Source organism: Pseudomonas arabinosi, assembly GCF_047758675.1.
Classification (GTDB): domain Bacteria; phylum Pseudomonadota; class Gammaproteobacteria; order Pseudomonadales; family Pseudomonadaceae; genus Aquipseudomonas; species Aquipseudomonas arabinosi.
Window position 1 is genome coordinate 2,488,271 of the sequence record NZ_CP180480.1, and the last position, 23,714, is coordinate 2,511,984.

At 58.5% G+C, this 23,714-nt stretch carries 27 protein-coding genes; 11 read left to right on the forward strand and 16 right to left on the reverse strand.

Annotated features, from left to right (window positions below; translation table 11 throughout):
- The first annotated feature begins 62 nt into the window (after nucleotides 1-62).
- Nucleotides 63-1,049, forward strand: a complete 987-nt coding sequence (locus ACMXYJ_RS11500; protein WP_415759903.1) for an FAD:protein FMN transferase — start codon at nucleotides 63-65, stop codon at nucleotides 1,047-1,049.
- A gap of 207 nt (nucleotides 1,050-1,256) precedes the next feature.
- Nucleotides 1,257-2,651, forward strand: coding sequence for a Si-specific NAD(P)(+) transhydrogenase (gene sthA, locus ACMXYJ_RS11505; protein WP_415759904.1), 1,395 nt, complete (start codon nucleotides 1,257-1,259; stop codon nucleotides 2,649-2,651).
- A gap of 42 nt (nucleotides 2,652-2,693) precedes the next feature.
- Here the strand turns inward: sthA and ACMXYJ_RS11510 are convergent, their stop codons facing one another.
- The gene (locus ACMXYJ_RS11510) at nucleotides 2,694-3,416 is read right to left on the reverse strand and encodes a glycerophosphodiester phosphodiesterase (RefSeq protein ID WP_056744312.1); all 723 of its coding nucleotides are present in this window, start codon (nucleotides 3,414-3,416) and stop codon (nucleotides 2,694-2,696) included.
- A gap of 14 nt (nucleotides 3,417-3,430) precedes the next feature.
- Nucleotides 3,431-4,012: a PilZ domain-containing protein gene (locus ACMXYJ_RS11515; RefSeq protein ID WP_415759905.1), complete on the reverse strand. Its 582-nt coding sequence runs from the start codon at nucleotides 4,010-4,012 to the stop codon at nucleotides 3,431-3,433.
- Between the two features lie 94 nt (nucleotides 4,013-4,106).
- Between ACMXYJ_RS11515 and ACMXYJ_RS11520 the strand changes: the two genes are divergently transcribed.
- From ACMXYJ_RS11520 to ACMXYJ_RS11530, 3 genes are all read left to right on the forward strand, one after another.
- Nucleotides 4,107-5,357 (forward strand): lipoprotein-releasing ABC transporter permease subunit, encoded by a 1,251-nt coding sequence (locus ACMXYJ_RS11520; RefSeq protein WP_415759906.1) that lies wholly within the window; start codon nucleotides 4,107-4,109, stop codon nucleotides 5,355-5,357.
- 7 nt (nucleotides 5,358-5,364) lie between these two features.
- Complete coding sequence (gene lolD / locus ACMXYJ_RS11525; protein WP_415759907.1) at nucleotides 5,365-6,048, forward strand: lipoprotein-releasing ABC transporter ATP-binding protein LolD; 684 nt, start codon at nucleotides 5,365-5,367, stop codon at nucleotides 6,046-6,048.
- A gap of 64 nt (nucleotides 6,049-6,112) precedes the next feature.
- Complete coding sequence (locus ACMXYJ_RS11530; RefSeq protein WP_095128737.1) at nucleotides 6,113-7,357, forward strand: lipoprotein-releasing ABC transporter permease subunit; 1,245 nt, start codon at nucleotides 6,113-6,115, stop codon at nucleotides 7,355-7,357.
- A gap of 56 nt (nucleotides 7,358-7,413) precedes the next feature.
- Here ACMXYJ_RS11530 and ACMXYJ_RS11535 read toward each other — a convergent pair whose 3' ends face one another.
- Together ACMXYJ_RS11535 and ACMXYJ_RS11540 are read right to left on the reverse strand one after the other, a co-directional pair.
- Nucleotides 7,414-8,760, reverse strand: coding sequence for a heavy metal sensor histidine kinase (locus tag ACMXYJ_RS11535; RefSeq protein WP_415759908.1), 1,347 nt, complete (start codon nucleotides 8,758-8,760; stop codon nucleotides 7,414-7,416).
- Nucleotides 8,760-9,440, reverse strand: a complete 681-nt coding sequence (locus ACMXYJ_RS11540) for a heavy metal response regulator transcription factor (RefSeq protein ID WP_008151374.1) — start codon at nucleotides 9,438-9,440, stop codon at nucleotides 8,760-8,762. The genes ACMXYJ_RS11535 and ACMXYJ_RS11540 overlap by 1 nt, the downstream gene beginning before the upstream one ends.
- A 155-nt stretch (nucleotides 9,441-9,595) precedes the next feature.
- Between ACMXYJ_RS11540 and ACMXYJ_RS11545 the strand changes: the two genes are divergently transcribed.
- Both ACMXYJ_RS11545 and queF read left to right on the forward strand, forming a co-directional pair.
- Nucleotides 9,596-10,117 carry a copper-resistant cuproprotein CopI gene (locus tag ACMXYJ_RS11545; RefSeq protein ID WP_415759909.1) on the forward strand — a complete coding sequence of 174 codons (522 nt, stop codon included), beginning with the start codon at nucleotides 9,596-9,598 and terminating at the stop codon, nucleotides 10,115-10,117.
- A 61-nt stretch (nucleotides 10,118-10,178) separates the two neighbouring features.
- Complete coding sequence (gene queF, locus ACMXYJ_RS11550; RefSeq protein WP_415759910.1) at nucleotides 10,179-11,009, forward strand: NADPH-dependent 7-cyano-7-deazaguanine reductase QueF; 831 nt, start codon at nucleotides 10,179-10,181, stop codon at nucleotides 11,007-11,009.
- A gap of 172 nt (nucleotides 11,010-11,181) precedes the next feature.
- Here queF and ACMXYJ_RS11555 read toward each other — a convergent pair whose 3' ends face one another.
- Nucleotides 11,182-11,445: a DUF4404 family protein gene (locus ACMXYJ_RS11555; RefSeq protein ID WP_415759911.1), complete on the reverse strand. Its 264-nt coding sequence runs from the start codon at nucleotides 11,443-11,445 to the stop codon at nucleotides 11,182-11,184.
- A gap of 110 nt (nucleotides 11,446-11,555) precedes the next feature.
- Nucleotides 11,556-12,176: an HAD family phosphatase gene (locus tag ACMXYJ_RS11560; RefSeq protein ID WP_415759912.1), complete on the reverse strand. Its 621-nt coding sequence runs from the start codon at nucleotides 12,174-12,176 to the stop codon at nucleotides 11,556-11,558.
- A 200-nt stretch (nucleotides 12,177-12,376) separates the two neighbouring features.
- Here ACMXYJ_RS11560 and ACMXYJ_RS11565 point away from each other — a divergent pair, with 200 nt between their 5' ends.
- The 3 genes from ACMXYJ_RS11565 (at nucleotide 12,377) to rssC (ending at nucleotide 15,083) form a co-directional block, all read left to right on the forward strand.
- Nucleotides 12,377-13,066, forward strand: coding sequence for an MlaA family lipoprotein (locus ACMXYJ_RS11565; protein WP_415759913.1), 690 nt, complete (start codon nucleotides 12,377-12,379; stop codon nucleotides 13,064-13,066).
- A gap of 353 nt (nucleotides 13,067-13,419) precedes the next feature.
- On the forward strand, nucleotides 13,420-14,601 hold the full coding sequence (gene rssB / locus ACMXYJ_RS11570; RefSeq protein ID WP_010456296.1) for a two-component system response regulator RssB: 1,182 nt from the start codon (nucleotides 13,420-13,422) through the stop codon (nucleotides 14,599-14,601).
- Entirely contained in the window at nucleotides 14,601-15,083 is a 483-nt protein-coding gene (gene rssC / locus ACMXYJ_RS11575) for an anti-sigma factor antagonist RssC (protein WP_007935262.1), read from the forward strand. The genes rssB and rssC overlap by 1 nt, the downstream gene beginning before the upstream one ends.
- 234 nt (nucleotides 15,084-15,317) lie before the next feature.
- Here rssC and tal read toward each other — a convergent pair whose 3' ends face one another.
- The 4 genes from tal to ACMXYJ_RS11595 form a co-directional block, all read right to left on the reverse strand.
- Nucleotides 15,318-16,244 carry a transaldolase gene (tal, locus tag ACMXYJ_RS11580; protein WP_415759914.1) on the reverse strand — a complete coding sequence of 309 codons (927 nt, stop codon included), beginning with the start codon at nucleotides 16,242-16,244 and terminating at the stop codon, nucleotides 15,318-15,320.
- 178 nt (nucleotides 16,245-16,422) lie between these two features.
- A complete protein-coding gene (gene dusA, locus ACMXYJ_RS11585; protein WP_415759915.1) occupies nucleotides 16,423-17,418 on the reverse strand; it encodes a tRNA dihydrouridine(20/20a) synthase DusA in 996 nt (331 codons plus the stop codon).
- Between the two features lie 269 nt (nucleotides 17,419-17,687).
- A complete protein-coding gene (locus tag ACMXYJ_RS11590) occupies nucleotides 17,688-18,113 on the reverse strand; it encodes a DUF2628 domain-containing protein (protein WP_214384746.1) in 426 nt (141 codons plus the stop codon).
- A gap of 317 nt (nucleotides 18,114-18,430) precedes the next feature.
- Entirely contained in the window at nucleotides 18,431-18,700 is a 270-nt protein-coding gene (locus ACMXYJ_RS11595; protein ID WP_008151340.1) for a hypothetical protein, read from the reverse strand.
- 473 nt (nucleotides 18,701-19,173) lie between these two features.
- On the opposite strand from ACMXYJ_RS11595, the gene ACMXYJ_RS11600 reads away from it, so the two are divergent.
- Nucleotides 19,174-19,392: a hypothetical protein gene (locus ACMXYJ_RS11600; protein ID WP_415759916.1), complete on the forward strand. Its 219-nt coding sequence runs from the start codon at nucleotides 19,174-19,176 to the stop codon at nucleotides 19,390-19,392.
- 125 nt (nucleotides 19,393-19,517) lie between these two features.
- Here ACMXYJ_RS11600 and ACMXYJ_RS11605 read toward each other — a convergent pair whose 3' ends face one another.
- From ACMXYJ_RS11605 to ACMXYJ_RS11630, 6 genes are all read right to left on the reverse strand, one after another.
- Nucleotides 19,518-20,303 (reverse strand): transporter substrate-binding domain-containing protein, encoded by a 786-nt coding sequence (locus ACMXYJ_RS11605; RefSeq protein WP_415759917.1) that lies wholly within the window; start codon nucleotides 20,301-20,303, stop codon nucleotides 19,518-19,520.
- Nucleotides 20,304-20,388: 85 nt separating this feature from the next.
- Nucleotides 20,389-20,658, reverse strand: a complete 270-nt coding sequence (locus tag ACMXYJ_RS11610; RefSeq protein ID WP_415759918.1) for a heavy-metal-associated domain-containing protein — start codon at nucleotides 20,656-20,658, stop codon at nucleotides 20,389-20,391.
- 99 nt (nucleotides 20,659-20,757) lie between these two features.
- Nucleotides 20,758-21,168: a hypothetical protein gene (locus tag ACMXYJ_RS11615; RefSeq protein WP_415759919.1), complete on the reverse strand. Its 411-nt coding sequence runs from the start codon at nucleotides 21,166-21,168 to the stop codon at nucleotides 20,758-20,760.
- 285 nt (nucleotides 21,169-21,453) lie between these two features.
- Nucleotides 21,454-22,389, reverse strand: a complete 936-nt coding sequence (copD, locus tag ACMXYJ_RS11620) for a copper homeostasis membrane protein CopD (protein ID WP_415759920.1) — start codon at nucleotides 22,387-22,389, stop codon at nucleotides 21,454-21,456.
- A gap of 3 nt (nucleotides 22,390-22,392) precedes the next feature.
- Nucleotides 22,393-22,764 (reverse strand): copper homeostasis periplasmic binding protein CopC, encoded by a 372-nt coding sequence (gene copC / locus ACMXYJ_RS11625; RefSeq protein ID WP_415759921.1) that lies wholly within the window; start codon nucleotides 22,762-22,764, stop codon nucleotides 22,393-22,395.
- 55 nt (nucleotides 22,765-22,819) lie between these two features.
- Entirely contained in the window at nucleotides 22,820-23,707 is an 888-nt protein-coding gene (locus ACMXYJ_RS11630) for a copper resistance protein B (protein ID WP_415759922.1), read from the reverse strand.
- Nucleotides 23,708-23,714: the final 7 nt, after the last annotated feature.

The window sequence follows — 23,714 nt, forward strand, 5'->3', positions numbered from 1 at the left end:
TGGCGGGCGCGGTTTTGAGGGGGGATGAAGAATTGTTAACTGGACGGTGGAGTGGACTTGTGGTGCTGGCCGGCATTTTGTCCGGTTGTGGCAACGGCGACAGCCTGGAACGCTTCGACGGCCCGACCATGGGCAGTCGTTATTCCATTCAATACGTAAGACATTCCTCCACGCCCGGGCCGAAAGCGGTGCAGGCCGAAGTAGAAAAGATCCTCGCCGAAGTGGATCAGCAAATGTCGACCTATCGCAGCGACTCGGACATCGAGCGCTTCAACGATCTGCCCGCCAATCATTGTCAGAAAATGCCCGAGCCGATCCTCGAATTGGTTCGCGTCGGCGAGCAACTGTCTTCGCAAAGCGAAGGCTCCTACGACCTGACGGTGGAGCCGCTGCTCAACCTCTGGGGATTCGGCCCGCAGGCGCGTGAGGAAAAGGTCCCGAGCGCCGAAGCGCTAGCCGAGGTGCGGCAGCGCGTCGGTCACAGTCACCTGCGCATCGACGGCGATCAGCTGTGCAAGGACGCCGCGGTCGAGGTCGACTTCAACAGCATCGCCGCTGGCTACGCAGTCGACACGATTGCCGCAAAACTCGAAGCAATGGGCATTCACAACTACCTCGCCGAAGCCACCGGTGAACTCAAGGCCGCCGGCAAGAAACTCGACGGTTCACCGTGGCGCGTCGCCCTGGAAGAGCCTCGCGACGACCAGCAAGTGGCCGAGCGCATCATCGCCGTCGACGGCTATGGCGTTTCCACTTCCGGTGACTACCGTAACTATTTCGAGCAGGGCGGTCGGCGTTTTTCCCACACCTTCGATGCCCGCACCGGGGCGCCGGTCTTACACACCTTGGCGTCAGTCACGGTGATTCATCCTTCAGCGTTGATGGCCGATGGCTTATCGACGCTGTTGCTGATTCTGGGTCCCGAAAGGGGTTGGGACTATGCCCAAACGCATGACATCGGTGCATTCTTTGTGATTCGTGCCGATACAGGATTCGTCACACGAACCACGCAGGCTTTTGAACGCCTGAGTGGCGTAAAAACCGAGTGACGACGGTGATTCAAGCAGCAAAGACTGGCGTTGTAGTGCAGGCAAAACTAGCCTACGACGCGACCAAGGGTTAATGTGCGCGGCGTTGACGCTTATATAGACTGTGTCCGGGTTCTGCACTGGCCCCAAATTGTTCCTTCACGCCGCAGATCGGCGTGATTTAGCCGCAGGTGCCGAGGGCGCCGCGGCCTGTTCTGAGGAGTATGCATGGCTGTCTACAACTACGACGTGGTGGTGCTGGGTTCCGGCCCGGCGGGAGAAGGCGCGGCAATGAACGCCGCCAAAGCAGGGCGCAAGGTGGCGATGGTCGATAGCCGTCGCCAGGTCGGCGGCAACTGCACCCACCTGGGCACCATCCCGTCCAAGGCACTGCGTCACTCGGTCCGGCAGATCATGCAGTTCAACACCAACCCGATGTTCCGGGCCATTGGTGAGCCACGCTGGTTCTCGTTCCCGGACGTGTTGAAAAGCGCTGAAAAAGTCATCTCCAAACAAGTCGCATCGCGCACCGGCTACTACGCCCGTAACCGCGTCGACGTGTTCTTCGGCACCGGCAGCTTCGCTGACGAGCAAACCATTGAAGTGGTCTGCGCCAACGGCGTGGTCGAGAAGCTTGTCGCCAAGCACATCATTATCGCCACCGGCTCGCGCCCTTATCGTCCGGCGGACATCGATTTCCATCACCCGCGTATCTACGATAGCGATACCATCCTCAGTCTCGGCCACACCCCGCGCAAACTCATTGTTTACGGCGCCGGCGTGATTGGTTGTGAGTACGCCTCGATCTTCAGTGGTCTGGGTGTGTTGGTTGAGCTGGTGGATAACCGCGGTCAGTTGCTGAGCTTCCTCGACTCGGAAATTTCCCAGGCCTTGAGCTATCACTTCAGCAACAACAACATCACGGTTCGCCACAACGAAGACTACGACCGCGTCGAAGGCGTGGACAACGGCGTGATCCTGCACCTCAAGTCTGGCAAGAAGATCAAGGCCGACGCCTTGCTCTGGTGCAACGGTCGTACCGGCAACACCGATCAGTTGGGCCTGGAAAACATCGGAGTGAAGGTCAACAGCCGTGGCCAGATCGAAGTCGACGAGGCCTACCGTACCTGCAAGCCGAACATCTACGGCGCCGGTGACGTGATTGGTTGGCCGAGTCTGGCCAGTGCTGCTCACGACCAGGGTCGTTCGGCCGCTGGCAGCATCGTTGATAACCATAGCTGGCGCTTCGTCAACGACGTGCCGACCGGCATCTACACCATTCCGGAGATCAGCTCGATCGGCAAGAACGAGCAGGAGCTGACTCAGGCCAAGGTGCCGTACGAAGTGGGCAAGGCGTTCTTCAAGGGCATGGCGCGTGCACAAATCGCCGGCGAGCCTCAGGGCATGCTGAAGATTCTGTTCCACCGCGAAACCCTGGAAGTGCTTGGCGTTCACTGCTTCGGTTATCAGGCGTCGGAGATCGTTCACATCGGTCAGGCGATCATGAACCAGCCGGGCGAAATGAACACGCTGAAGTACTTCGTCAACACGACGTTCAACTACCCGACCATGGCCGAAGCCTATCGGGTAGCGGCGTACGATGGCCTCAACCGGCTTTTTTGAGTGGCTCCGGCCGGTGGCCTGAGCCGGCCGGGGAGACCGATTTCAGCAATTCTCGAGCGTGGCGCTGGCCAAACCGGGAAAGTCTGTAATCAGGCTGTCAACGCCGAAGTCGGCGAGTCTGCGCATTAGCGCGGGCTCGTTGACTGTCCATACCGACACATGCAGCCCTTGACGCTGCGCCTTCTGCAGGCGTTCCGGCGTACACAGGGTCCAGTTCAGCGCCAGAATCTCACAGCCATAGCTTTGCGCGACCTTCAGCGGGTCGAGCCAGGCGTACTCGGCCACCAATCCGCGGGACACATCCGGCACGAAGTCCAGGGCAGCTTTCAATACTTCCCGCGAACTCGAGGTGATCGTGACCTTGTCGAGCAGGCCGAAACGCTGAGCCATTTCGCGAATCGCCAGCACCGTAGTCGCAGCGCGGGTGCGTGAAGCGCTTTTGACTTCCAGCTGCCAGTGCTCGAAATCGCATTTCTCGAACAGTTCTTCCAGTGTTGGAATCGGGCACGGTTTGATCCAGCCCGGTCCGCCAGTGCGCGCGTCGTAGGTCACCAGCTCGGCCGCCGTGTGCTCGACGACTTTGCCGCGACGGTCGGTGGTGCGCTTGAGCGTCGGGTCGTGGATGACCATCAACTCGCCGTCCATGGACAGGTGCAAGTCCAGTTCGCAGCGGCGCACGCCGTGCTTGAGGCATTGCTGAAAGCTGGTCAGCGTGTTTTCCGGTGCTTCGCCCTTGGCGCCGCGATGGCCGTAGATGAGGGTCACGGTTCTTCCTTAAATTAAATGCCTGATTCGTTTTGTTCGCGGGCCAGACGTCGTTCCTGGGCCTGCTTCTGCAATATGTAGCGGGCCAGCAATTGGCGCTGGGCATCGGTCGGGTACTCGAACTCGGTGCCGACGTCGTAGCCGTCGCCTTTGCGATCGCAATGGGTGACGCGAGCCCGCAGCAACAGGCCGAGGGCTTGCGGCATCAGCACCAGTTTGACCGACAGGTGCGCGCCCTCGGCAAAGGACGTCGGATGCTGAAAGTCGATCCCGCCTTCGGAAATGATCACTGGCTGCGGCTCGCCGATCTGCCCGAGCACGGTGATTGCGATCACCTGGCTCAGCAAATCGATGCGTTTATTCTGGGATTTCAGGAACGCCGCGAGATTCCGGTCGCGCTCACTGATCTGGCGCAGCAGGTGCTGTGACTCGAATTCGCTCAGGTGCAGTTCGCTGAGCAAGTTGAACAGAGGGGAAGCATCCTGCAACACTTCCTGGCCTGCGGCTTCGGGAGCGGACAGGGGCCGAATTTCCAGTGCGATCGTGTCCTCGATACGGTAGTATTCGCGGCGATCTTCTTCATCTAATGTCGACATGGCGAACCCATGGTAGCGGCGGTGGTCTGAGTGTAAAGCTGGTTATCGACCCCCGCCACAAGGACGTTCCTTTTCCCTCCGAACAAGCCCCGACATGTTCAGACCTCTCTTCGTATTTATTGGCACGCGTTATACCCGTGCAAAGCGTCGCAATCATTTTGTGTCATTCATTTCCCTGACCTCGATGATCGGACTCGCCCTTGGCGTGGTCGTGATGATCGTGGTGCTGTCGGTCATGAACGGCTTCGATCATGAGATGCGCACCCGCGTGCTGGGCATGGTGCCCCACGCGACCATCGAGTCCGGTGAACCGATCAACGACTGGAAAAGCCTGGCCGCGAAGGTCAAGCAGAACCCGCAGGTGACGGCCGTGGCGCCGTTTACCCAGATGCAGGGGTTGCTGACCAACAACGGCAAGGTGTCCAAAGTCCTGCTCAATGCCATCGACCCTGCGCTGGAACGGCAGGTCTCGATCATTGATAACTTCATGCAGCAGGGCAAACTCGATGACCTGGCGCCGGGCAGTTTCGGCATCGTCATCGGTGACAAGGCCGCGGCCAAGTTGGGTGCGGCGATCGGCGACAAACTGACGTTTGTGGCGCCGGAAGTCACCGTGACCCCGGCGGGGATGTTCCCGCGCATGAAGCGCTTTACCGTGGTCGGCATCTTCCATGTCGGCGCCGGTGAGCTGGACGGCTATCTGGGCATCACCAATCTGCAGGATCTGGCCAAGCTGCATCGCTGGAAACCGGATCAGGTCCAGGGCATCCGCCTGAAGTTCGACGACCTGTTCCAGGCGCCACGCGTGGCGTGGACCATCGCCCAGCAACTCGGCGAAGACCATTTCTATGCCCGCGACTGGACGCGCACCCACGGCAATCTGTATCAGGCAATCCGCATGGAAAAAGCCATGATCGGTTTGCTGTTGCTGCTGATCGTCGCCGTTGCCGCGTTCAATATCATTTCCACGCTGGTGATGGTGGTGAACGACAAGAAGGGCGACATCGCGATTCTGCGCACCCTTGGCGCCACGCCGGGTTCGATCATGGCGATCTTCATGGTGCAGGGCACCGTCATTGGTGTGGTCGGGACGCTGATCGGCGCCGTGGTCGGGATCTTCGCCGCGCTGAACGTCAGCGCCGCGATCTCGGCCCTCGAAGGGCTGATCGGGCACAAATTCCTGAACGCCGACGTGTACTTCATCGATTACCTGCCGTCGCAAGTGCAGAGCCAGGATGTGTTGATGGTCTGCGCCGCCGCGTTGGTCCTGAGTTTCCTCGCCACCCTGTATCCAGCCTGGCGTGCCGCGCGCACCCAGCCTGCGGAGGCGCTACGTTATGAGTGAGTTGGGCATGAGTGATAAAGCAATCTTGAGCTGCCGCAACCTGGGCAAATCCTACGAGGAAGGCCCGGAATCGGTAGAGGTTCTGGCCGGTCTGCAACTGGAGTTGCATCCGGGTGAGCGCGTGGCGATTGTCGGGACCTCGGGCTCGGGCAAAAGTACCTTGCTCAATCTGCTGGGCGGCCTCGATACACCAACCAAGGGCAGCGTCTGGCTGGCCGGTGAAGAGTTGTCGGCGCTGAACGAAAAGGCTCGCGGTTTGCTGCGCAATCGGTCGCTGGGTTTCGTTTACCAGTTCCACCACTTGCTGCCTGAGTTCACCGCGCTGGAAAACGTCTGCATGCCGCTGCTGATCGGCAAGACGGCTATCCCGCAAGCACGTCAGCGTGCGACGGCATTGCTGGAGCGGGTAGGGCTGGGCCATCGTCTGGAGCACAAACCGTCGGAACTGTCCGGTGGTGAGCGTCAACGTGTAGCCATTGCCCGCGCCCTGGTGAACAATCCGGGCCTGGTGATGCTCGACGAGCCGACCGGCAACCTCGACTCCCACACCGCCCAGGGCATTCAGGATTTGATGCTGGAACTCAGCACCTCGATGCGCACGGCGTTCCTGGTGGTGACTCACGACATGAACCTGGCTCGCCAGATGGATCGCGTCCTGCATTTGCAGGAAGGTTGCCTGACGCCCATCTGATTGACCGAAACCCGACGTACTGAACAGTACGTCGGGTCTTTTATTTTTATACGGTGCCCAGCGAATGTTCAGACCGTTATCGATCTTTATCGGCGCGCGCTATACCCGCGCCAAGCGCCGCAATCGCTTTGTTTCCTTCATCTCGATGACCTCGATGATCGGCCTCGCCCTGGGCGTGCTGGCGATGATCGTGGTGCTGTCGGTCATGAACGGTTTCCAGCGCGAAATGAGCTCGCGCATCCTCGGCATGGTGCCTCACGCGACTATCGTCGGCGTGAATCCGATCGACGATTGGCAGCCCGTCGCTGCGGCGGCCATGAAGAATCCTGAAGTGACGGCCGCCGTGCCGTTCACCGAGATGGAAGGCATGCTGTCCTACAAGGGGACGATGCAGCCGATCCAGGTCAGCGGCGTCGATCCGGCGCTCGAAGGCAAGGTGTCGATCGTTGCCCAGCACATCGTTCAGGGTCGGCTCGACGCCTTGAAGCCGGGTGAGTTCGGCGTGGTGATCGGCGAGATCACGGCACGACGCTTCCGCTTGAACGTTGGCGACAAGATCACCCTGATCGTGCCGGAAGTCAGCACTGCACCGGGCGGCATCACCCCGCGCATGCAGCGCTTGAACGTGGTCGGCGTGTTCAAGGTCGGCGCCGAACTGGACGGTTCCATGGCGCTGATCCACGTGGCCGATGCCGCGCAGATGCAGCACTGGGCGCCGAATCAAGTGCAAAGCGTGCGCCTGGCGGTGAAGGATTTGTACGCTGCGCCGAAGGTTTCCAGCGATATTGCTGGCGGGCTGGGCACCGCTTACAAGGCTGATGACTGGACTCACACACAGGGCAGTCTGTTCAGTGCGATGAAGATGGAAAAAACCATGATCGGTCTGCTGCTGTTGATGATCGTCGCCGTGGCGGCGTTCAACATCATCGCAACCCTGATCATGGTGGTGAACGACAAGGGCGCGGACATCGCGATCCTGCGCACCATTGGCGCTACGCCGCGGCAGATCATGGCGATCTTCATGGTGCAGGGCACCGTCATCGGGGTTGTTGGTACGTTGATTGGTGGTGTGCTCGGCGTGATTGCGGCGCTGAACGTCAGTGAACTGGTGGGCTGGATGGAGCGGGTCAGCGGGCAGCACATCTTCAGTTCCGACGTGTACTTCGTCAGTAACTTGCCGTCCGAACTGCAGGGTGCGGATGTGGTGTTGATCTGCTCCGCCGGGTTCATTCTGAGCTTCCTCGCCACCGTTTACCCGGCATGGCGTGCGGCGAAAGTCGAGCCGGCTACCGCGTTGCGGTATTCGTAAGCTTTGATAACCCCACCCTGATCGTTCCCACGCAGAGCGTGGGAGCGATCAAACGATCAGGTTCGCGGCAACTCGATCACAAATCTGGTCCATCCGTTATCCGATTCGCAACGAATCTGCCCGCCATGGGCGCGGATGATTGACTGAGTGATCGCCAACCCCAATCCCGCATGTTCACTACTGCCTTCCTGCCGCGCCGGGTCAGCCCGGTAGAAGCGATCAAACAACCGCGGCAGCAACGCCCGGTCAATTCCGTCGCCGCTGTTCTCAACGATCATGTTCAACCCCTTGGGCTGATCAACAATTCGCACCCGAACCTCGCCTTCGACTGGCGTAAACCGCAACGCGTTGTCCAGCAAATTGGAAAGCGCCCGCCGCAACATGCTGCGATCGCCCTCCATGCGCGCACTGCCTTCACGACTCAACCTGACCTGAGCGTCCTCCGCCAACGGCGCAAAAAATTCCAGCAACAGATCCGCTTCTTCCGCCAGTTCCAGCGGTTCGCGCTTGGGCATCAACAACCCGTGGTCAGCCTTGGCCAGGTACAGCATGTCGTTGACCAGTTGCGCCATCCATTGCAGTTCTTCGAGATTGCTGTGCAGTGCTTCGCGGTAATCCTCGATGGGACGTGGGCGGGTGAGGGTGACCTGGGTGTGGGTCAACAGGTTCGACAGCGGCGTGCGCAATTCATGGGCGATGTCGGCGGAGAAGGCCGAGAGCCGCTGAAAAGAGTCGTCGAGGCGTCCGAGCATGGCGTTGAAGTTGTGGGCCATTTCCGCGAGTTCTGGCGGCATGTTTTCTTCGGGCAGGCGTGCATTGAGCGATTGCGCTGAAACGCCGCTGGCAACCGCACTCATGCGCCGCAACGGCCGCAACCCACTGCGCGCGGCCCAGGCACCGAGCAGGGCAGTGGCCAGCGCCGACAAACCGACTGTCAGCCAGATCAGGTGCTGCATGCGTTGCAGAAAGTGCTGGTGATGGGTGATGTCCAGCAGCAAGGTCAACTGCGGCGAGTCAGGTTTGTCGAGGTACAACGGAGCGTTGAGGACGCGGTAGTCGGTACCTTCGCTGCTCACGGTGGATAAACCCGGTTGGGTCGGCAATGCCAGGGGCAAGTGCGTTGAGCTGTCATACCAGCGCTTGCCGTCGCTGCCGGTGATTCGCAGCGACAGGTCAGCCTGTCGGCTCAACTCATCGGCCAGTTTGACTTCACTTTCACTCGACTGAATGTCATGAAGTGCCCGACGCAAACCAATCAACTTGCCGTCCAGCAGCTGCTGATCGAGTTCAACGAAATGCGCTTCACTGGCCCGGCTGAACAACACCCCGGCAAACAGCGACACCACGGCGGTGCACGCCGCAAACAGCAGCGCCAAGCGGCTGCTTAACGAAAGTCGACGCATCAGGCGGGGCGCTCTTCAAGGACGTAACCCATGCCACGCACGGTGTGAATCAACTTGTTCGGGAACTCATCGTCGATCTTCAGGCGCAAACGACGGATCGCCACTTCGATGACATTGGTGTCACTGTCGAAATTCATGTCCCAGACCTGGGACGCGATCAACGACTTGGGCAGGACTTCGCCTTGCCTGCGCAGGAGCATTTCCAGCAGTGCGAATTCCTTGGCCGTCAGGTCGATGCGCTGACCGCTGCGTTCGACCCGGCGGCGGATCAGGTCCAGACGCAAGTCCGCCAGTTGCAGGCTGGTTTCCTGAGGTGTGGCGTTACCACGGCGCAACAGGCTCCGGACCCGGGCCAGCAGTTCGGAGAAGGCGAACGGTTTGACCAGGTAATCGTCGGCGCCCAGTTCGAGGCCGTGGACCCTGTCCTCCACCGCGTCGCGCGCTGTCAGAAACAGTACCGGCGTGTCGAGGCCGGCACCGCGCACCGCTTGCAGAATCTGCCAGCCATCTCGACCGGGCAGCATCACATCAAGAATCAACAGGGCGTAATCGCCGGTCAATGCCAGTTGCTGGCCGGTGCTGCCGTCCGCCACCAGTTCAGTATTGAAACCGGCTTCGGTCAGGCCTTGGCGCAAGTAGTGGCCGGTTTTCGGTTGGTCTTCGACGATCAGCAGCTTCATGGGCGACTCGAGGTAAATGAAACGAACGCTTTATACCGTGGGCGGCGTTAATACAGGTCAACCTGACAAAGTTGTAATCTGGCTGTCAGGTTGCCGGCAGTCGCAGCAGTTTAGAGTTTTCCACAGGCTGAACCTTATCTTGTTGGAGTACGACTATGTTTTTGCGCAAATCACTGGTGCGCGTCGCGTGTTTGCTGGCGCTGAGCTCGCCGGCGTGGGCTGCCCCGGCGCATACCTACGACTTCGGCCAACCGGCCCCGGCGGCCAAGGCGACTCGCAGCATTGAAGTCGTCATGGGCGACATGTCGTTTACGCCCAAGGCGATTGATATCAAGGCCGGTGAGACGGTTCGTTTTGTGTTGGTGAATAAAGGCCAGTTGTTGCACGAATTCAACCTCGGTGACGCGGCAATGCATGCCAAGCATCAGCAGGAAATGATGAAGATGCAGCAGAGCGGCATGCTCACGCCTACAGGCATGAAGGAAATGGACCACGGCGCCATGGCCGGTATGGGCCATGGAATGAAGCACGACGACCCCAACAGTGTGCTCGTTGAGCCTGGAAAAACCGCCGAGATGACCTGGACCTTCACCAAGGCCACCAACCTGGAATTTGCCTGCAACATCCCCGGTCATTACCAGGCTGGCATGGTCGGCAAGATGACTGTCAGTCAGTAAGCACTCAAAGGCGGGAGCAAAGGCTGGTAGAATCCGCTGATTCTTCAGTCAGGTTTCCGCCATGCATCCCGCAGCCGAACACTCGCCGCTGGGCAAATCCAGCGAATACATCGCCACCTACACGCCGTCCTTGCTGTTCCCGATCCCGCGCACCGCGAAATGGGCCGAGCTGGGCCTGACGGCTGAAACCCTGCCGTACAAGGGCGTGGATTTCTGGAATTGCTTCGAGCTGTCGTGGCTGTTGCCGTCCGGCAAGCCCGTGGTGGCGATTGGCGAATTCAGTATCCCGGCGGATTCGCCGAATATCATCGAATCGAAGTCGTTCAAGCTGTACCTCAACTCCCTGAACCAGACGCCGTTTGCCGACACCGCGAGCCTCGAAGCGACGCTGGCGAAAGACCTGTCGGCCGCTGCCGGTAAACCGGTCGGCGTGCGGATTCGTAGCCTGAAGGACGTCGAAGCTGAAGGCGTTGTGGCGTTGCCGGGCGTGTGCATTGATGATCTGGACATCAGCGTCAGCAACTATGAGCATCCGCGTCCGGAACTGCTGCGTTGCGATGGATCGCGCATCGTGGAGGAGAGCGTGCACAGTCATTTGCTCAAATCCAACTGCCCGGTCACCAGTCAGCCGGACTGGGGCAGCGTGGCGGTGGAATACCGTGGCGCGGCGCTGGATCACGCGAGTTTGCTGGAATACATCGTGAGCTTCCGTCAGCACTCCGACTTCCATGAACAGTGCGTGGAGCGGATTTTCCTCGACCTGCAACGGTTGTTGAAACCGGAGAAATTGACGGTGTATGCGCGGTATGTGCGGCGCGGCGGGTTGGACATCAACCCGTATCGCAGCACTGAAACCGTTCAACTGCCGAACAACCGCCTGGTCCGCCAATAAATAACCCCTGTAGGAGCGAGCCTGCTCGCGATGAGTCCAGCACATTCAACATTGATGTTGACTGACACTCCGCCATCGCGAGCAGGCTCGCTCCCACAAAGGATTGCATTTCAAATTGCAGATATGAAAAAGCCCCGCTATCACTAGCGGGGCTTTTTTGTATCTGGCGGATTCAGATACCCATGTTGCCCAAGGCTTGCGCGATGTTGCGCAGGGTGCCGGCAAGGGTTGGGTGTTCGAGTTCGAAGCGTTCCACGGCCAGGTTGACACCATCGGCGAGGCTGGCGTCCTGGGTTTTGGTTTCGAGCTCAAGTTCCAGCTCGATCTGTTGCATCAGCGCGTGCAGGTCTTCGCGCTCGGCTTCGGTCAGCGGTGGATTCTGTTCCAATTGCTCGCGCAGAGTATTGAGTTGTTGTTGCAGTTCGCGGGCAGGCATGGCGTTCTTCCTTTTATCGATAGGCACTGGCATAGACCGCAGCAGCATGCCAAAGGTCTATGGCTTGACCTTTAGATTAATCCACTCGCGCGCAACCTGCATGATCTCGATCAGGGCTTTTCGCCCTTGAGCCGGCGCAGACTGATGTCGGCCAGGCAGGTGTCGAGTTCACCGAGGTGATCGATCACCGAATGCACACCCAGACCGAACAGTTGCACCGTTGCCTTACCGCGTTTGAATTCCCGTTCCTGCTGAGTCAGCGCCTGCCATTCGTTGGGCGCCAGGCCGCAGAGTGAGCCGCAGGACGCCAGCCCAATCGTCCACAATCCGGCATTGAGCCCCGCTTGCAGCAATCGCGGTTCGCCGCTGACCAGCACGCAGCCCTCCAGTCGTTCGACATTCAACGTCATCAAGGCTTGCCAGCAGGCATGCGGTGCCGGCCATGGATTGTTTGTTTCGGGGTGTTGCGAAGGTTTGATCCATGAAGGCAAGGCAGCGGCCAGGGAATGGCTGAGGGCGGGGGGGAGTTCATCGAGCCAGGCACAGGGAATCTGCTGATGCTGCAAGCTGCGCAGGCTGTCCAGCGCGCCGGGCGTGGCCTCGGCGTTTACGGCAGACGGGATGCCGTGTGTGCGTGTGCGGGCACCGAAATCCACCAGGCAACCACTGAGGCCGAACAGGACGGCGGTCAGGCTAGGCGCAATGTGGGGCAAGGTTTCGGCGTGCGGCATATCAACATCCCTGAAATAGCCTCAAGGCTAGGGGGCGACGGTGACAGTTGAGTGACACTGATGTGAATCGCTCACAATCATCACGAATCATCCGCAGGCTGTCTTGCACGGTGCTGCCTAAAGCGGCTTTTCCGTCTTATACTAGCCCGCTTAACGCTTGGGCCAAGTGCCCGCGCCAGTACAATCCAAGGAGTTTTTCTATGCGCTGGAGCAATCATCTAGCTCAGTTTTGTGTGTTTACCAGCGTATTGCTGGTTCCGTTCGTTGCCCAGGCAGCCTCGGAAGACGACCCTTGGGAAAGCATCAACCGCCCGATCTACAAGTTCAACGATGTGCTCGACACCTATGCGCTGAAGCCTTTGGCCCAGGGTTATCAGTTCGTGACGCCGCAGTTCCTTGAAGACGGCATCCACAACATGTTTCGCAACGTCGGTGAAGTCACCAACCTCGCCAACGATATCTTGCAGGCCAAACCGGCCGCCGCTGGCGTCGACACCGCGCGCTTGATCTTCAACACTACCTTTGGCCTGCTGGGCTTCTTCGATGTGGGCACCAAGATGGGCCTGCAACGCAATGACGAAGACTTCGGCCAGACCCTCGGCTACTGGGGCGTAGGCAGCGGCCCGTACGTGATGCTGCCGCTTTTGGGCCCAAGCACCCTGCGTGACGCGCCGTCCAAGTATGTCGACGGCTACACCGGCCCGTACCCGTACATCAACGACGTGCCTGTGCGTAACTCGATCTTCGGCCTGAACATTATCGACACCCGCGCCAGTCTGCTGTCGAGTGAGAAGCTGATCACCGGCGACAAGTACACCTTCATCCGCAATGCGTACCTGCAGAACCGCGAATTCAAAGTCAAAGACGGCCAGGTCGAAGACGATTTTTGATCTCGACCGGTAAAACGAGGAAGGCGGCCAGTGGGCCGCCTTCTTTCGTTTGGGCTTTCGGGACCGGTTTCACACATGGGTTTTAACCTTCCATTACGTTACGGTTTTGCCGGTTCTTATAACTCCCGGTGATTTGAAATCGAAAGACGTCAAGCGACCATCGGCGTGAGCTTGAAACGCCCCGCGGATGGGAGTACCGTCTGCGCCTTAGAAGGGCACCTCTGGTGTACCTGTGTGTAGGGCAAACGCTCGAAAACAGTGCAGTAGAGTGGCTAGAAAGCGAATCCAGTAGTGTGAGCCGGGACAAAGCCCCTGCCTGCTACGCCAACCTAATTCTGGCGCCGTTTGCCCACATGCCAAAAACCAGTGCCACGCTGCTGATAATCGATGATGACGAAGTAGTGCGCGCGAGCCTCGCGGCCTACTTGGAAGACAGTGGTTTCAGTGTCCTGCAGGCCAGCAATGGCCAGCAGGGTCTTCAGGTATTCGAGCAAGACAAGCCCGACTTGGTCATCTGCGATCTGCGCATGCCACAGATGGGCGGACTCGAACTCATTCGCCAGGTCACCGAGCTGTCGCCACAAACCCCGGTGATCGTGGTTTCGGGCGCCGGCGTGATGAACGACGCGGTCGAAGCCCTGCGCCTGGGCGCTGCGGATTACCTGATCAAGCCTCTCGAAGATCTGGCTGTGCTCGAGCACTCTGTGCGCCGGGCCCTGGATCGAGCGCGCCTGCTGCTGGAAAACCAGCGCTACCGCGAGAAGCTGGAAAAGGCCAACCGCGAGCTCGCCGCCAGCCTGAACCTGCTCCAGGAAGACCAGAACGCCGGTCGCCAGGTGCAGATGAACATGCTGCCGGTCAGCCCCTGGACCATCGACGAGTTCCAGTTTGCTCACCAGATCATCCCGTCGCTGTACCTGTCGGGTGATTTCGTCGACTACTTTCGGGTCGACGAGCGTCGGGTAGCCTTCTACCTGGCGGACGTTTCCGGTCATGGCGCCTCTTCAGCCTTCGTTACCGTGCTGCTGAAGTTCATGACCACGCGCTTGCTGTTCGAATCCAAGCGCAGCGGCACATTGCCGGAATTCAAGCCTTCAGAGGTCCTTGGTCATATCAACCGAGGCCTGATCAGTTGTAAGCTGGGTAAACACGTCACAATGGTCGGTGGAGTCATCGACGAGGAGACAGGTTTGTTGACCTATAGCATCGGTGGTCATTTGCCGTTGCCTGTGTTGTACACGCCAGACAGTGTTCGTTATCTGGAAGGGCGTGGTCTGCCGGTGGGCCTCTTCAATGAAGCCACCTACGAAGACCACGTACTGGAGCTGCCGCCGACGTTCAGCCTGACGCTGATGTCCGATGGCATTCTGGACCTTTTGCCAGAACCTACACTCAAAGAAAAAGAAGCGGCTTTGCCCCAACGGGTCAAGGCAGCGGGCGGCAGCCTGGATGGTCTGCGGCAGGTTTTTGGATTGGCCACGCTAGGGGAGATGCCGGATGATATCGCCCTGTTGGTGTTGAGCAGGAATCTTTAATGAGTACCGGTAGAATCCAGTTCGCCGAGCAGGATGGCACCTTCGTCCTGAAGTTCGTCGGTGAAGTTCGCCTGACCCTGTGTTCGGCGTTGGATGCGACTATTGAGCGGATCTTCACGGCGTTGAACTTCAACGCAATCGTGATCGACCTGACCGAAACCCGCAGCATCGACAGCACCACCCTTGGCCTTTTGGCCAAGCTGTCGATCCTGTCGCGGCAAAAGGTCGGCTTGCTGCCGACCGTCGTCACCACCCACGAAGACATCACCCGTCTGCTTCAGTCCATGGGCTTCGAGCAAGTGTTCAACATCGTTGACCGCCCGATCCCGTGCCCTGAGTGCCTGACCGACCTGCCAGACCAGGATCAGTCCGAAGAAGTGGTGCGGATCAAAGTGCTCGAAGCGCACAAGATCCTCATGGGCCTGAACGACTCCAATCGTGAAGCATTCCATGACCTGGTGAATGCCCTCGAGCGTCACTGATAGCTTGAAGTGATGTGGGTCTGAAGGCCCCATCGCGAGCAGGCTCGCTCCCACATTAGTCTTGCGTCGAACACTCTACCCCGGCTCCCCCAAAAATCCCCTGTGGGAGCGAGTTTGCTCGCGATGGCGCCATAACAATCACCACATCTTTCAGCGCGAAGCCACGACCCAAATTCAACACAAAAAAAGGGCGAACCCACCAAGGTTCGCCCTTTTGCATTGCCTTGAACTAGATCACAGCTTGGCTTGCAGCAACGCCTCAAGCTTTTCCTGATCCCGAGCGAACTGACGAATACCTTCGGCCAGTTTCTCGGTCGCCATCGCGTCCTCGTTGGACAACCAACGGAACTGCGCTTCATTCAAGCTCAAGCGCGCTTCACCAGCATGACCCGGCGCCAATTTGCGCTCCAGCTTGCCAGTATCCGCCGCCAGCTTATCAATCAGATCCGGGCTGATGGTCAGACGGTCGCAACCGGCCAACTGCTCGATCTGATTCAGGTTGCGGAAGCTCGCACCCATGACGACAGTCTTGTAGTCATTGGCCTTGTAGTAGTTGTAGATACGCGTCACCGACTGCACGCCCGGATCATCCGCGCCGGTGTAGTCGTTGCCGTTGGCCTTCTTGTACCAGTCGTAGATGCGACCCACGAACGGCGAAATCAGGAACACCCCGGCGTCAGCACAAGCCGCAGCTTGAGCGAATGAGAACAGCAACGTCAGGTTGCACTGAATGCCTTCCTTTTCCAGCTTCTCGGCAGCGCGGATGCCTTCCCAGGTGGAAGCGATCTTGATCAGCACGCGGTCACGGCCAATGCCGGCCTTGTCGTACAGCTCGATCAGACGGTGCGCACGCTTCAATACGGCGTCAGTGTCGAACGACAGGCGCGCATCCACTTCGGTGGAGATACGGCCAGGGATCACTTTCAGAATTTCTTGCCCTACCGCAACGCCAAAACGGTCGCTGGCCAGGCCCACATCGCCCTTGCAGTCGCTGACGCATGCGTTCAGCAACTCGGCATAACCGGGAATGGACGCCGCTTTCAGCAGCAGGGACGGGTTGGTGGTAGCGTCCACGGGTTTAACGCGAGCGATAGCTTCGAAGTCGCCGGTATCGGCAACAACGGTGGTCATTTGTTTGAGTTGTTCCAGCTTGGAAGTCATGGGCGTGCTCTGTCCTATGGGTCTAATGACATTACCCGAGCGCTGACAGCCACTCAAGGGTGCGTGTACGTATCGAGGGCCCCAGCGGCAACATCCGGAAAACGGCTGTTTGAATGGCGGGGCGCGGTATCGGTAAATACGATGCCAAATCAGACCACAGGTTCAACCCAAGCGACCGTTAACGCCCCTCAAGCAGCTCCGCCGCCTGATCCAGCAACACCAAAGGCTCTTTAGCCTTGTGAATATCCACCGACAACAACTGCCGAAACTTGCGCGCCCCCGGAAAACCGGTGCCCAGCCCCAGCACATGCCGAGTGATGTGGTGCATCGAGCCGCCCGCATCGATGTGCGCCGCTATATAAGGCCGCAACTGCGCCAGCACCTCGGCCCGGCTAATCACCGGCGCGGTGCTGCCAAACAGCTGCTGATCCACTTCAGCCATCACGTAAGGGTTGTGATAGGCCTCACGGCCCAACATCACGCCGTCGAACGTCTGCAAATGTTCGTGACAGGCTTCCAGCGTCTTGATCCCGCCGTTGAGAATAATCTCCAGCTCCGGGAAATCCGTCTTCAACCGCGCCGCCACGTCATAACGCAGAGGCGGAATGTCGCGGTTCTCCTTCGGCGACAACCCCTCCAGAATCGCAATCCGCGCATGCACCGTAAAACTCGTGCACCCGGCATCCCGAACCGTGCCGACGAAATCACACAACTCCTCGTAACTGTCCCGCCCATTAATCCCGATGCGATGCTTCACCGTCACCGGAATCGACACCGCATCACGCATCGCCTTCACACAATCAGCCACCAACTGCGGATGCCCCATCAGGCACGCACCGATCATATTGTTCTGCACCCGATCACTCGGGCAGCCAACATTCAGATTCACCTCGTCGTAACCGTGCTCCTGCGCCATGCGCGCGCACATCGCCAAGTCCAGCGGGACACTGCCGCCGAGCTGCAGGGCGAGCGGGTGTTCGGCTTCGTTGTGACGCAGGAAGCGGTCGTGATCGCCGTTAAGGAGCGCGCCGGTGGTGACCATTTCTGTGTAGAGGAGCGCGTGCTTGGAGAGTAGGCGTAGGAAAAAGCGGCAGTGACGATCGGTCCAGTCCATCATCGGGGCGACGGAGAAGCGGCGGGAGAGCGGGGCGGGTGTGGCGGTGATTGGGGGCATTGGCGGTTCTGGAATGGGTGAGGCTGGGAGGTGGGGAGTTTATCAGGATTGGGGTTGCGGGGCTTAGGCGAGTCTTGTTGCCGTTGTTCAGGGCATCTGAACAACGGCATGAGAGGAATTCGATGATGGGGCGACGAGATTGCATGGTAAAGAGAAACCACACCCCGTCATTTCAATAACGGGGTGCTAGTCCAGAGCAGTTGAAAAGCTGATGTAAAGTAAGGGATCAACTGAACTCTGCAGGGGACATTTCGATCCCGAGAGTTCGTTTAGACGATCTTCAACCCTTCGAAAGGGTTCCAGCCTTGTGAACCTTTTACCTGTTTCAGGTAGTAGGCATAGTTGGCGCTCAACCCGTACATAAGTGCAAAGACGACGTTCAGGCCGCTGCCCAAGGCTTTGGGCATTTCATAGCCCAGGATTGCAAAGGTGAACGTCAGGCCGAAGGTGATGCCAACGATGATCGCTATGAGTGCCAGGTTTTTTTTCCACAGACCGAGCACGAAAAGATAAATCGGTCCGAAGAAAATAGCGATGAAGTTTATATTGATCAGCATGCGCTTGCGGGTCGGTAGTTGTTTGAGAGCCGAACTGAAATTGGGGCTTTTAGGGCTGCCGTTCTGATTGAAAAAAGCGAAACGCTCTTTCCATTTTGGGCTGGCATTGTCGGTTTGCAATTCATCCGTGTTGCTCATGTTCTGTCCTTTTTTCGGGGGGCGCTCGGTCGAGGTATCGACCAGATTTTCCTTCAGTGCGCTTGGTATCGCGTTTTTTGCATGCGGCAGGCCAGTGGCCAATGTGGCGAGGTGAGTGTCCGGCAGCGTATGAAATTTCACAAGCCATTATGTTTGGCCGAGACTTCGTTCGTTTCCCCTCATGTACCCGAGGAGACTGCAAGTTGATCTTGAATATCATCAAAGTCGCGCTGGTCGTCGGTGCTTTGTTTCTGAGCGCGTGCTCAGGTGATCCATGAGTTCGAAGGGGCGTCCGGGGAGGGCGCCCCTTTGTGACATCAGGACGGTTCAGCATCCATACGTCTGGCAACGACATCCAGCACATCACATCCATCGCGCAAAGGTATGCAGCAAAGCATTGCGAAGTCGCTGAGAATCACCGAGTCCGTAGTGATATCGCCGCGCATCGCGAGGTTTTCCAGGATCTGTGTTACTGCGCCAATTCGGTAGCGTGCGGTGCTAAGCAGTGAATGCAGCGGTTGGGTGGTATTTACATACAGCGAGGGAAGGTCGTCGGCGTTGCTGGTTAAAGCCATAAATTCTTTCATATGAAGCTCCATTAATTTGAGAGAACTACTACTCAGTCGTCGCCAAACGAATGGGTGGTAGCCGTACGCGGGTTGGCGAACCGGGCAATGGAGAAACCGGCAGACCCTAAGGTCTCCCGCGCACAGCCACCATAAAACAGGCAGCTAAGTGCGTTCCGAAACGCTTCGAAAATAGTCGAAGGATTCAGTTCAATTGCCATCGAGTCGCCAAACCCGACACGCCATTTTGGCGTTGGGTGGACTATAGGCCTCGTGACAAAAGCACAGCAATGCGCAAGTGTACGGACAATTCCCAGAGTCGTGTAGGACGTTACTCTTTTGACAGTTTGTCTGGGCAACTCCCTTTTTTGCCTCAAGCAATCACTACCTGAACCAACGCTGTCGCCCAGCAAAGTTTCATAATTTCCGGCGGGTATGCGGCATAGGATGGCTACCTAAGGTCACCGCGCTTCCAACCCACAGGAAACTGAAAAATGATCTCGAACCTCTTCAAAGTCGCTCTGATCGCCGGCGCATTGCTATTGAGCGCCTGTTCGGGTGCAAGCACCCATAGCGAATATTCGGAAGCCACCCTGCCGTCTGCCGGTTTTGGTCCGGGGCCTACCAACAACCCCAATAAGATGAGTTTCCATGGCAGTGCGCTCGGCAACAGCTTCGGCGAGTACGGTTCGGGGTTGTTGCACGACGATTAACGGCGGAAGTGTTTCCGCCGTTTTGCGTTTTGCGTTTTGCGTTTTGCCTGATGTGCCGTGTGCTTTGGGTTGGCGACTGCTGCGCAGCCGGACGCAGGCTTCGCCAGCTGCTACATAAAGTACGGTTATTTGGGCTCGGGCGTTGCTATCCACTGACCCAAAACTTTTTGGTAGTTGCCTGTGACTTTGGCCAGGTGCAGCCACTGATCGACGTACAACTTCCAAGTCATGTCATCACGCGGTAGCAAGTAAGCCTTTTCGCCGTATTGCATGAATTGCTTCGGGTTCACCGCGCACAGACCGGGTTTGAGTTTCTGCTGATACAGCGCTTCCGAAGCATCGGTGATCATCACGTCAGCCTTCTTGTCCAGCAGCTCCTGGAAGATGGTCACGTTGTCGTGAAGGCGCAATTGCGCCTTGGGTAGAAAGGCGTGAACAAAGGCTTCGTTGGTGCCGCCGGCCGGTTCGACCAGGCGAACCGAAGGCTGGTTGATTTGCTCGACGGTCTGGTACAGCGCCTGATCTTCGCAGCGCACCAGCGGGATCTTGCCGTCGACGTCCAGCGTGGTGCTGAAGAAGGCTTTTTTCTGGCGTTCCAGGGTGACCGAGATGCCGCCCACGCCGATGTCGCATTTGCCGGCCAGCATGTCGGGCATCAGGGTTTTCCAGGTGGTCTGCACCCACTCGACTTTGACACCGAGGCTGTCGGCCAGCGAGCGGGCCATGGCGATGTCGATGCCTGAGTATTCGCCGTCCTCGGCTTTGACGGTATAGGGTTTGTAGTCGCCTGTTGTGCACACGCGCAGTTGACCCTGTTGGATGACGCTGTCCAGATGCGATGGCTCGGCCTGAGCGCCAAACGATAGAGCGAGCAGGCCACCGAGCATCAGTGTGCTTTTCAGGTTGTTCATTGTTATCCGGCTTCCATGATGGAGTGGGGGCTGAGAGTACTTACTTTCTGCTGCCCCGCTCAACATCATCTTCGCCGGGGCGGACTCAGTGACAGCAGCAACTCGAACCGCCGCAGCCAGATTTCTTCTTTACGCCTTCATGTTTGTCTTCTGCCAGTACGCTTGCTGGATACCCTGCCGCCTTCAGTGCCGATAACAGCACATCGCTCTCGGCATCCCCTGTCACCTTGACCCGACCGGACGCCAGATCGACTGTCACTTCACCCACCCCGGCGAGCGGCTGCAACGCGGCGTTGATGTGTTTGACGCAGCTCCCGCAGTTCATGCCTTCGACTTGCAGTTCAGTGCTGTTCATTTCGTAAGCCTCTTTTACTCTGAGCGGCAGGTGGTGTGATGACGTGGATCGATCATTGACCCTGCCACGGTGGCAAGGTCAAGCGCTTCTTTAAGGGCGTTAGTTGTTCATCGGCATCTTCATCATGCTCGACTGCTGATCCATCATTTTCATCATCATGCCCATCATCTGGTCTGAGCGGTCCTTGCCGCCGGACATACCTTTGCCCATTCCCATGCCTTGGCAATGGTTGTGCATCATGCCCATGCTGTCCTTCATCGTGGTCATGCCTTCTTGCATGGCGGCCTGGCGTTCGGCCGGGGTTTTGGCAGCGATCATTTTTTCGTGGGCCGCTTGCATCTTTTGCATCTGTTCGCCCATGGCCTTGTCTTGCGTGGTGGCGGTGGCGGTGGCGGTGGCGGCGGCTGGTGTGGTTGGCGGTGTGTCGGGGTGATGTTCCTCGACGGCCAGAGCAACCAATGGGCTACTGATGAGCAGTGCGGCGACGAGTGCTTTGAAGTGCGTATGCATGGCAATCTCCAGTGAGTCAGGGACGTACAGGAACTATTGAGTCGCGCTAAAGAGGCGAAGCCAAAGGGGGCGTCCGCAATTCCGGACGCTCGGAAGATGGTTTTAATCGTTGAAGCGAACGAAGCGCAGGCGTGCTGGCGGCCCCAGTGCGAGCACTTGGCGGATCAGCAGCGGTAGGTAAGTGCGGAACCAGAGCATGGTGTGTACCCGATCCGAGGGATTATCTTGAGCTTAGTCCCGAGCAAGAGGCCGTCATTGATCCATATCAAGTGGTGCCGCTTTACGTTACTCCGCGCTCATTTGCATCTCTGGACTCAACGTCCCCAACCAAGCCACCAACCCCACAATCAACACCGCCGCCGCCAATTCAACCACCACGCTGCGCCGCAACGTGTTCGCCGCCACCCGATACTGACCCCCACGCAACGACCGCTGCAAAAACGGCCCCAGGTGAAACCGGTTCAAGGCGGCGAGTACCAGCATCCCGGCAAACAGCGCGATTTTGATGGACAGCAAAATCCCGTAGGTAGTGAGCAAGACGTCGTCGAGCGTTGGGCCGACGATGAACAGGTAATTCACGACGCCCGTGACCGTGATGACGGCCACGATCACCGCACCCACCCATTCAAATCGGCGGACAGCCCGAGCCAGTAATCTGATGCGTTCCTCGGTTTGTAGATCGTTGATCTTTGCCATCAAGGCAAGCGCGACCAGCGCACCGAACCAGGCCCCCGAAGCCAGCAGATGCAAAATGTCAGTGATGAAATGCCAATAACGACGGCTGCCTTCATCCATCGCTCCGTGACCGCTCCAGGCCAGGCTGGCCAAGGCGATAGCGCCGGCAAAAGACGCGATCAGCAGGCTGAAGCCGGGCGCACGGTGATTGAGCATCACCGCCAGGCTGGCGATAACCAGGGCGATGATGCGCACGACCCAGGCCAACCCGACATCCGTCTCCAACACCATCATCTCGATATGCGGACGCAGCTCGGCAAAGTCCGTCTCACCGCTCATAGCGCTCGCCATCATCACCATGCTGGCGACAGATAGCAGCACGCCCAGCAACGCCGTTCCCGTCAACATCGACCGAAACGGAAGCGCCACCCCTGACACCCGTTCCTGTTCTTTCAGGCTATAGAGCCCAAACAGCGCCAAGCCAAACAGCAACATCAAATCCACATACAACCCAAAGCGCAGTGCAATGCTGACCGAGTCGCTCATCAATCACTTCACTTTGAACGTAACGTTGCCGGTAATCGGGTGGGTGTCAGAAGACACGGCGCGCCATTCGACTTTGTAGGTGCCGGCAGGCAGTGGCGAAAGCGGTGTGATGACCATGGTTTTCGGATCGCTGCCACCCGAGACTTTGGCTTTCATGGGCATGGGGGAGTGCGCCATGCCGGGCATTTCCGTCATGACCAATTTTGCGCCGGAGAACTGGGTCATGAGGTTTTCGGAAAAGTGCAGTTCGATTTTGGCGGGTGTCGCGCCATCCGCACCTTCCGCCGGGGTGGAGGAGAGCAGTTTCGGGTGCGCTTGAGCGAGCGCGCTCATGAGCAGCCCAATGGCAACGGCGGTCGTTTTAATCATGCGCATGCAAGGCCTCTTACCGCTTTAAGCGGTTGTTTTTTTGGTTGTTGAGTTAATGCGTTTAAAACCACAGGCGAACACCGAGGACCAAGCGTGCTTCGCTGCGATCCTCGCCTTCATCGTTGGCGTAGTCGGCGGTTTTGCCGTAGGTGCGGTTCCAGGTCACGCCGATGTAGGGCGCGATTTCCCGACGGATTTCATAGCGCAGTCGCAAGCCGGCTTCGGTGTTGGATAACCCGGAACCGATACCCCGTTGCGGATCGTTTTTGCCGTAGAAGTTGAGTTCGGCGGTCGGTTGCAGGATCAGCCGGTTGGTCAGCAGGATGTCGTAGTCGCCTTCCAGTCGCGCGGCGGTTTGGCCGCCTTCGCCGATGAAGGCGGTGGCTTCGGTTTCGAAGTTGTACAGCGCCATGCCTTGCACGCCGAACGCGGCCCAGGTTTGCGGGGCGCCGGGTTTGAAATCCTGGCGAACGCCGGTCACCACGTCCCACCACGGGGAGATCGCGTGGCCCCACAGGGCCTGGATTTCGGCGTCTTCGGTTTTGCCGTTGGTGCGTTCGCCTTCGGAGCGCAGCCACAGGCGATCGATGTCGCCGCCAATCCAGCCGGAAAGATCCCAGGCCAGGGTGCTGCCGTCGTCAGCGTCCTGCCATTCGAGTTTATCGGCGAGGAAGTAATGGTTGAGCGCGGTGTCATGCACGCCGTGGCCGGTTGGGCTGGCGTACACGGCGGCGCGGTCGGCATCGGTCAGCGCCGGGATCGGCGTGCGGCTTTCGGTCGGCGCGGCGGGCTGCATCTGGCCGTCGTCCATGCTTTGCATTTGGCTAGGGTCCATGCCCTGCATCTGGCTGTGATCCATGTTCTGCATGTTGTCGGTGGCGGCCATCGCCGAAGAGAGCGTCAGGCTCGCGGTCATGAGTGCCAATGAAATGGGAGTGAGTCTGGTCATCGGTAGG

Bases quoted from the DNA above. Each gene is read 5' to 3' on its own strand.
- sthA (WP_415759904.1), top strand. From the start codon at position 1,257: ATGGCTGTCTACAACTACGACGTGGTGGTGCTGGGTTCCGGCCCGGCG.
- ACMXYJ_RS11515 (WP_415759905.1), bottom strand. From the start codon at position 4,012: ATGTCGACATTAGATGAAGAAGATCGCCGCGAATACTACCGTATCGAG.
- ACMXYJ_RS11520 (WP_415759906.1), top strand. From the start codon at position 4,107: ATGTTCAGACCTCTCTTCGTATTTATTGGCACGCGTTATACCCGTGCA.
- lolD (WP_415759907.1), top strand. From the start codon at position 5,365: ATGAGTGATAAAGCAATCTTGAGCTGCCGCAACCTGGGCAAATCCTAC.
- ACMXYJ_RS11530 (WP_095128737.1), top strand. From the start codon at position 6,113: ATGTTCAGACCGTTATCGATCTTTATCGGCGCGCGCTATACCCGCGCC.
- ACMXYJ_RS11535 (WP_415759908.1), bottom strand. From the start codon at position 8,760: ATGCGTCGACTTTCGTTAAGCAGCCGCTTGGCGCTGCTGTTTGCGGCG.
- ACMXYJ_RS11540 (WP_008151374.1), bottom strand. From the start codon at position 9,440: ATGAAGCTGCTGATCGTCGAAGACCAACCGAAAACCGGCCACTACTTG.
- ACMXYJ_RS11545 (WP_415759909.1), top strand. From the start codon at position 9,596: ATGTTTTTGCGCAAATCACTGGTGCGCGTCGCGTGTTTGCTGGCGCTG.
- queF (WP_415759910.1), top strand. From the start codon at position 10,179: ATGCATCCCGCAGCCGAACACTCGCCGCTGGGCAAATCCAGCGAATAC.
- ACMXYJ_RS11555 (WP_415759911.1), bottom strand. From the start codon at position 11,445: ATGCCTGCCCGCGAACTGCAACAACAACTCAATACTCTGCGCGAGCAA.
- ACMXYJ_RS11560 (WP_415759912.1), bottom strand. From the start codon at position 12,176: ATGCCGCACGCCGAAACCTTGCCCCACATTGCGCCTAGCCTGACCGCC.
- ACMXYJ_RS11565 (WP_415759913.1), top strand. From the start codon at position 12,377: ATGCGCTGGAGCAATCATCTAGCTCAGTTTTGTGTGTTTACCAGCGTA.
- rssB (WP_010456296.1), top strand. From the start codon at position 13,420: ATGCCAAAAACCAGTGCCACGCTGCTGATAATCGATGATGACGAAGTA.
- rssC (WP_007935262.1), top strand. From the start codon at position 14,601: ATGAGTACCGGTAGAATCCAGTTCGCCGAGCAGGATGGCACCTTCGTC.
- tal (WP_415759914.1), bottom strand. From the start codon at position 16,244: ATGACTTCCAAGCTGGAACAACTCAAACAAATGACCACCGTTGTTGCC.
- dusA (WP_415759915.1), bottom strand. From the start codon at position 17,418: ATGCCCCCAATCACCGCCACACCCGCCCCGCTCTCCCGCCGCTTCTCC.
- ACMXYJ_RS11590 (WP_214384746.1), bottom strand. From the start codon at position 18,113: ATGAGCAACACGGATGAATTGCAAACCGACAATGCCAGCCCAAAATGG.
- ACMXYJ_RS11595 (WP_008151340.1), bottom strand. From the start codon at position 18,700: ATGAAAGAATTTATGGCTTTAACCAGCAACGCCGACGACCTTCCCTCG.
- ACMXYJ_RS11600 (WP_415759916.1), top strand. From the start codon at position 19,174: ATGATCTCGAACCTCTTCAAAGTCGCTCTGATCGCCGGCGCATTGCTA.
- ACMXYJ_RS11605 (WP_415759917.1), bottom strand. From the start codon at position 20,303: ATGAACAACCTGAAAAGCACACTGATGCTCGGTGGCCTGCTCGCTCTA.
- ACMXYJ_RS11610 (WP_415759918.1), bottom strand. From the start codon at position 20,658: ATGAACAGCACTGAACTGCAAGTCGAAGGCATGAACTGCGGGAGCTGC.
- ACMXYJ_RS11615 (WP_415759919.1), bottom strand. From the start codon at position 21,168: ATGCATACGCACTTCAAAGCACTCGTCGCCGCACTGCTCATCAGTAGC.
- copD (WP_415759920.1), bottom strand. From the start codon at position 22,389: ATGAGCGACTCGGTCAGCATTGCACTGCGCTTTGGGTTGTATGTGGAT.
- copC (WP_415759921.1), bottom strand. From the start codon at position 22,764: ATGCGCATGATTAAAACGACCGCCGTTGCCATTGGGCTGCTCATGAGC.
- ACMXYJ_RS11630 (WP_415759922.1), bottom strand. From the start codon at position 23,707: ATGACCAGACTCACTCCCATTTCATTGGCACTCATGACCGCGAGCCTG.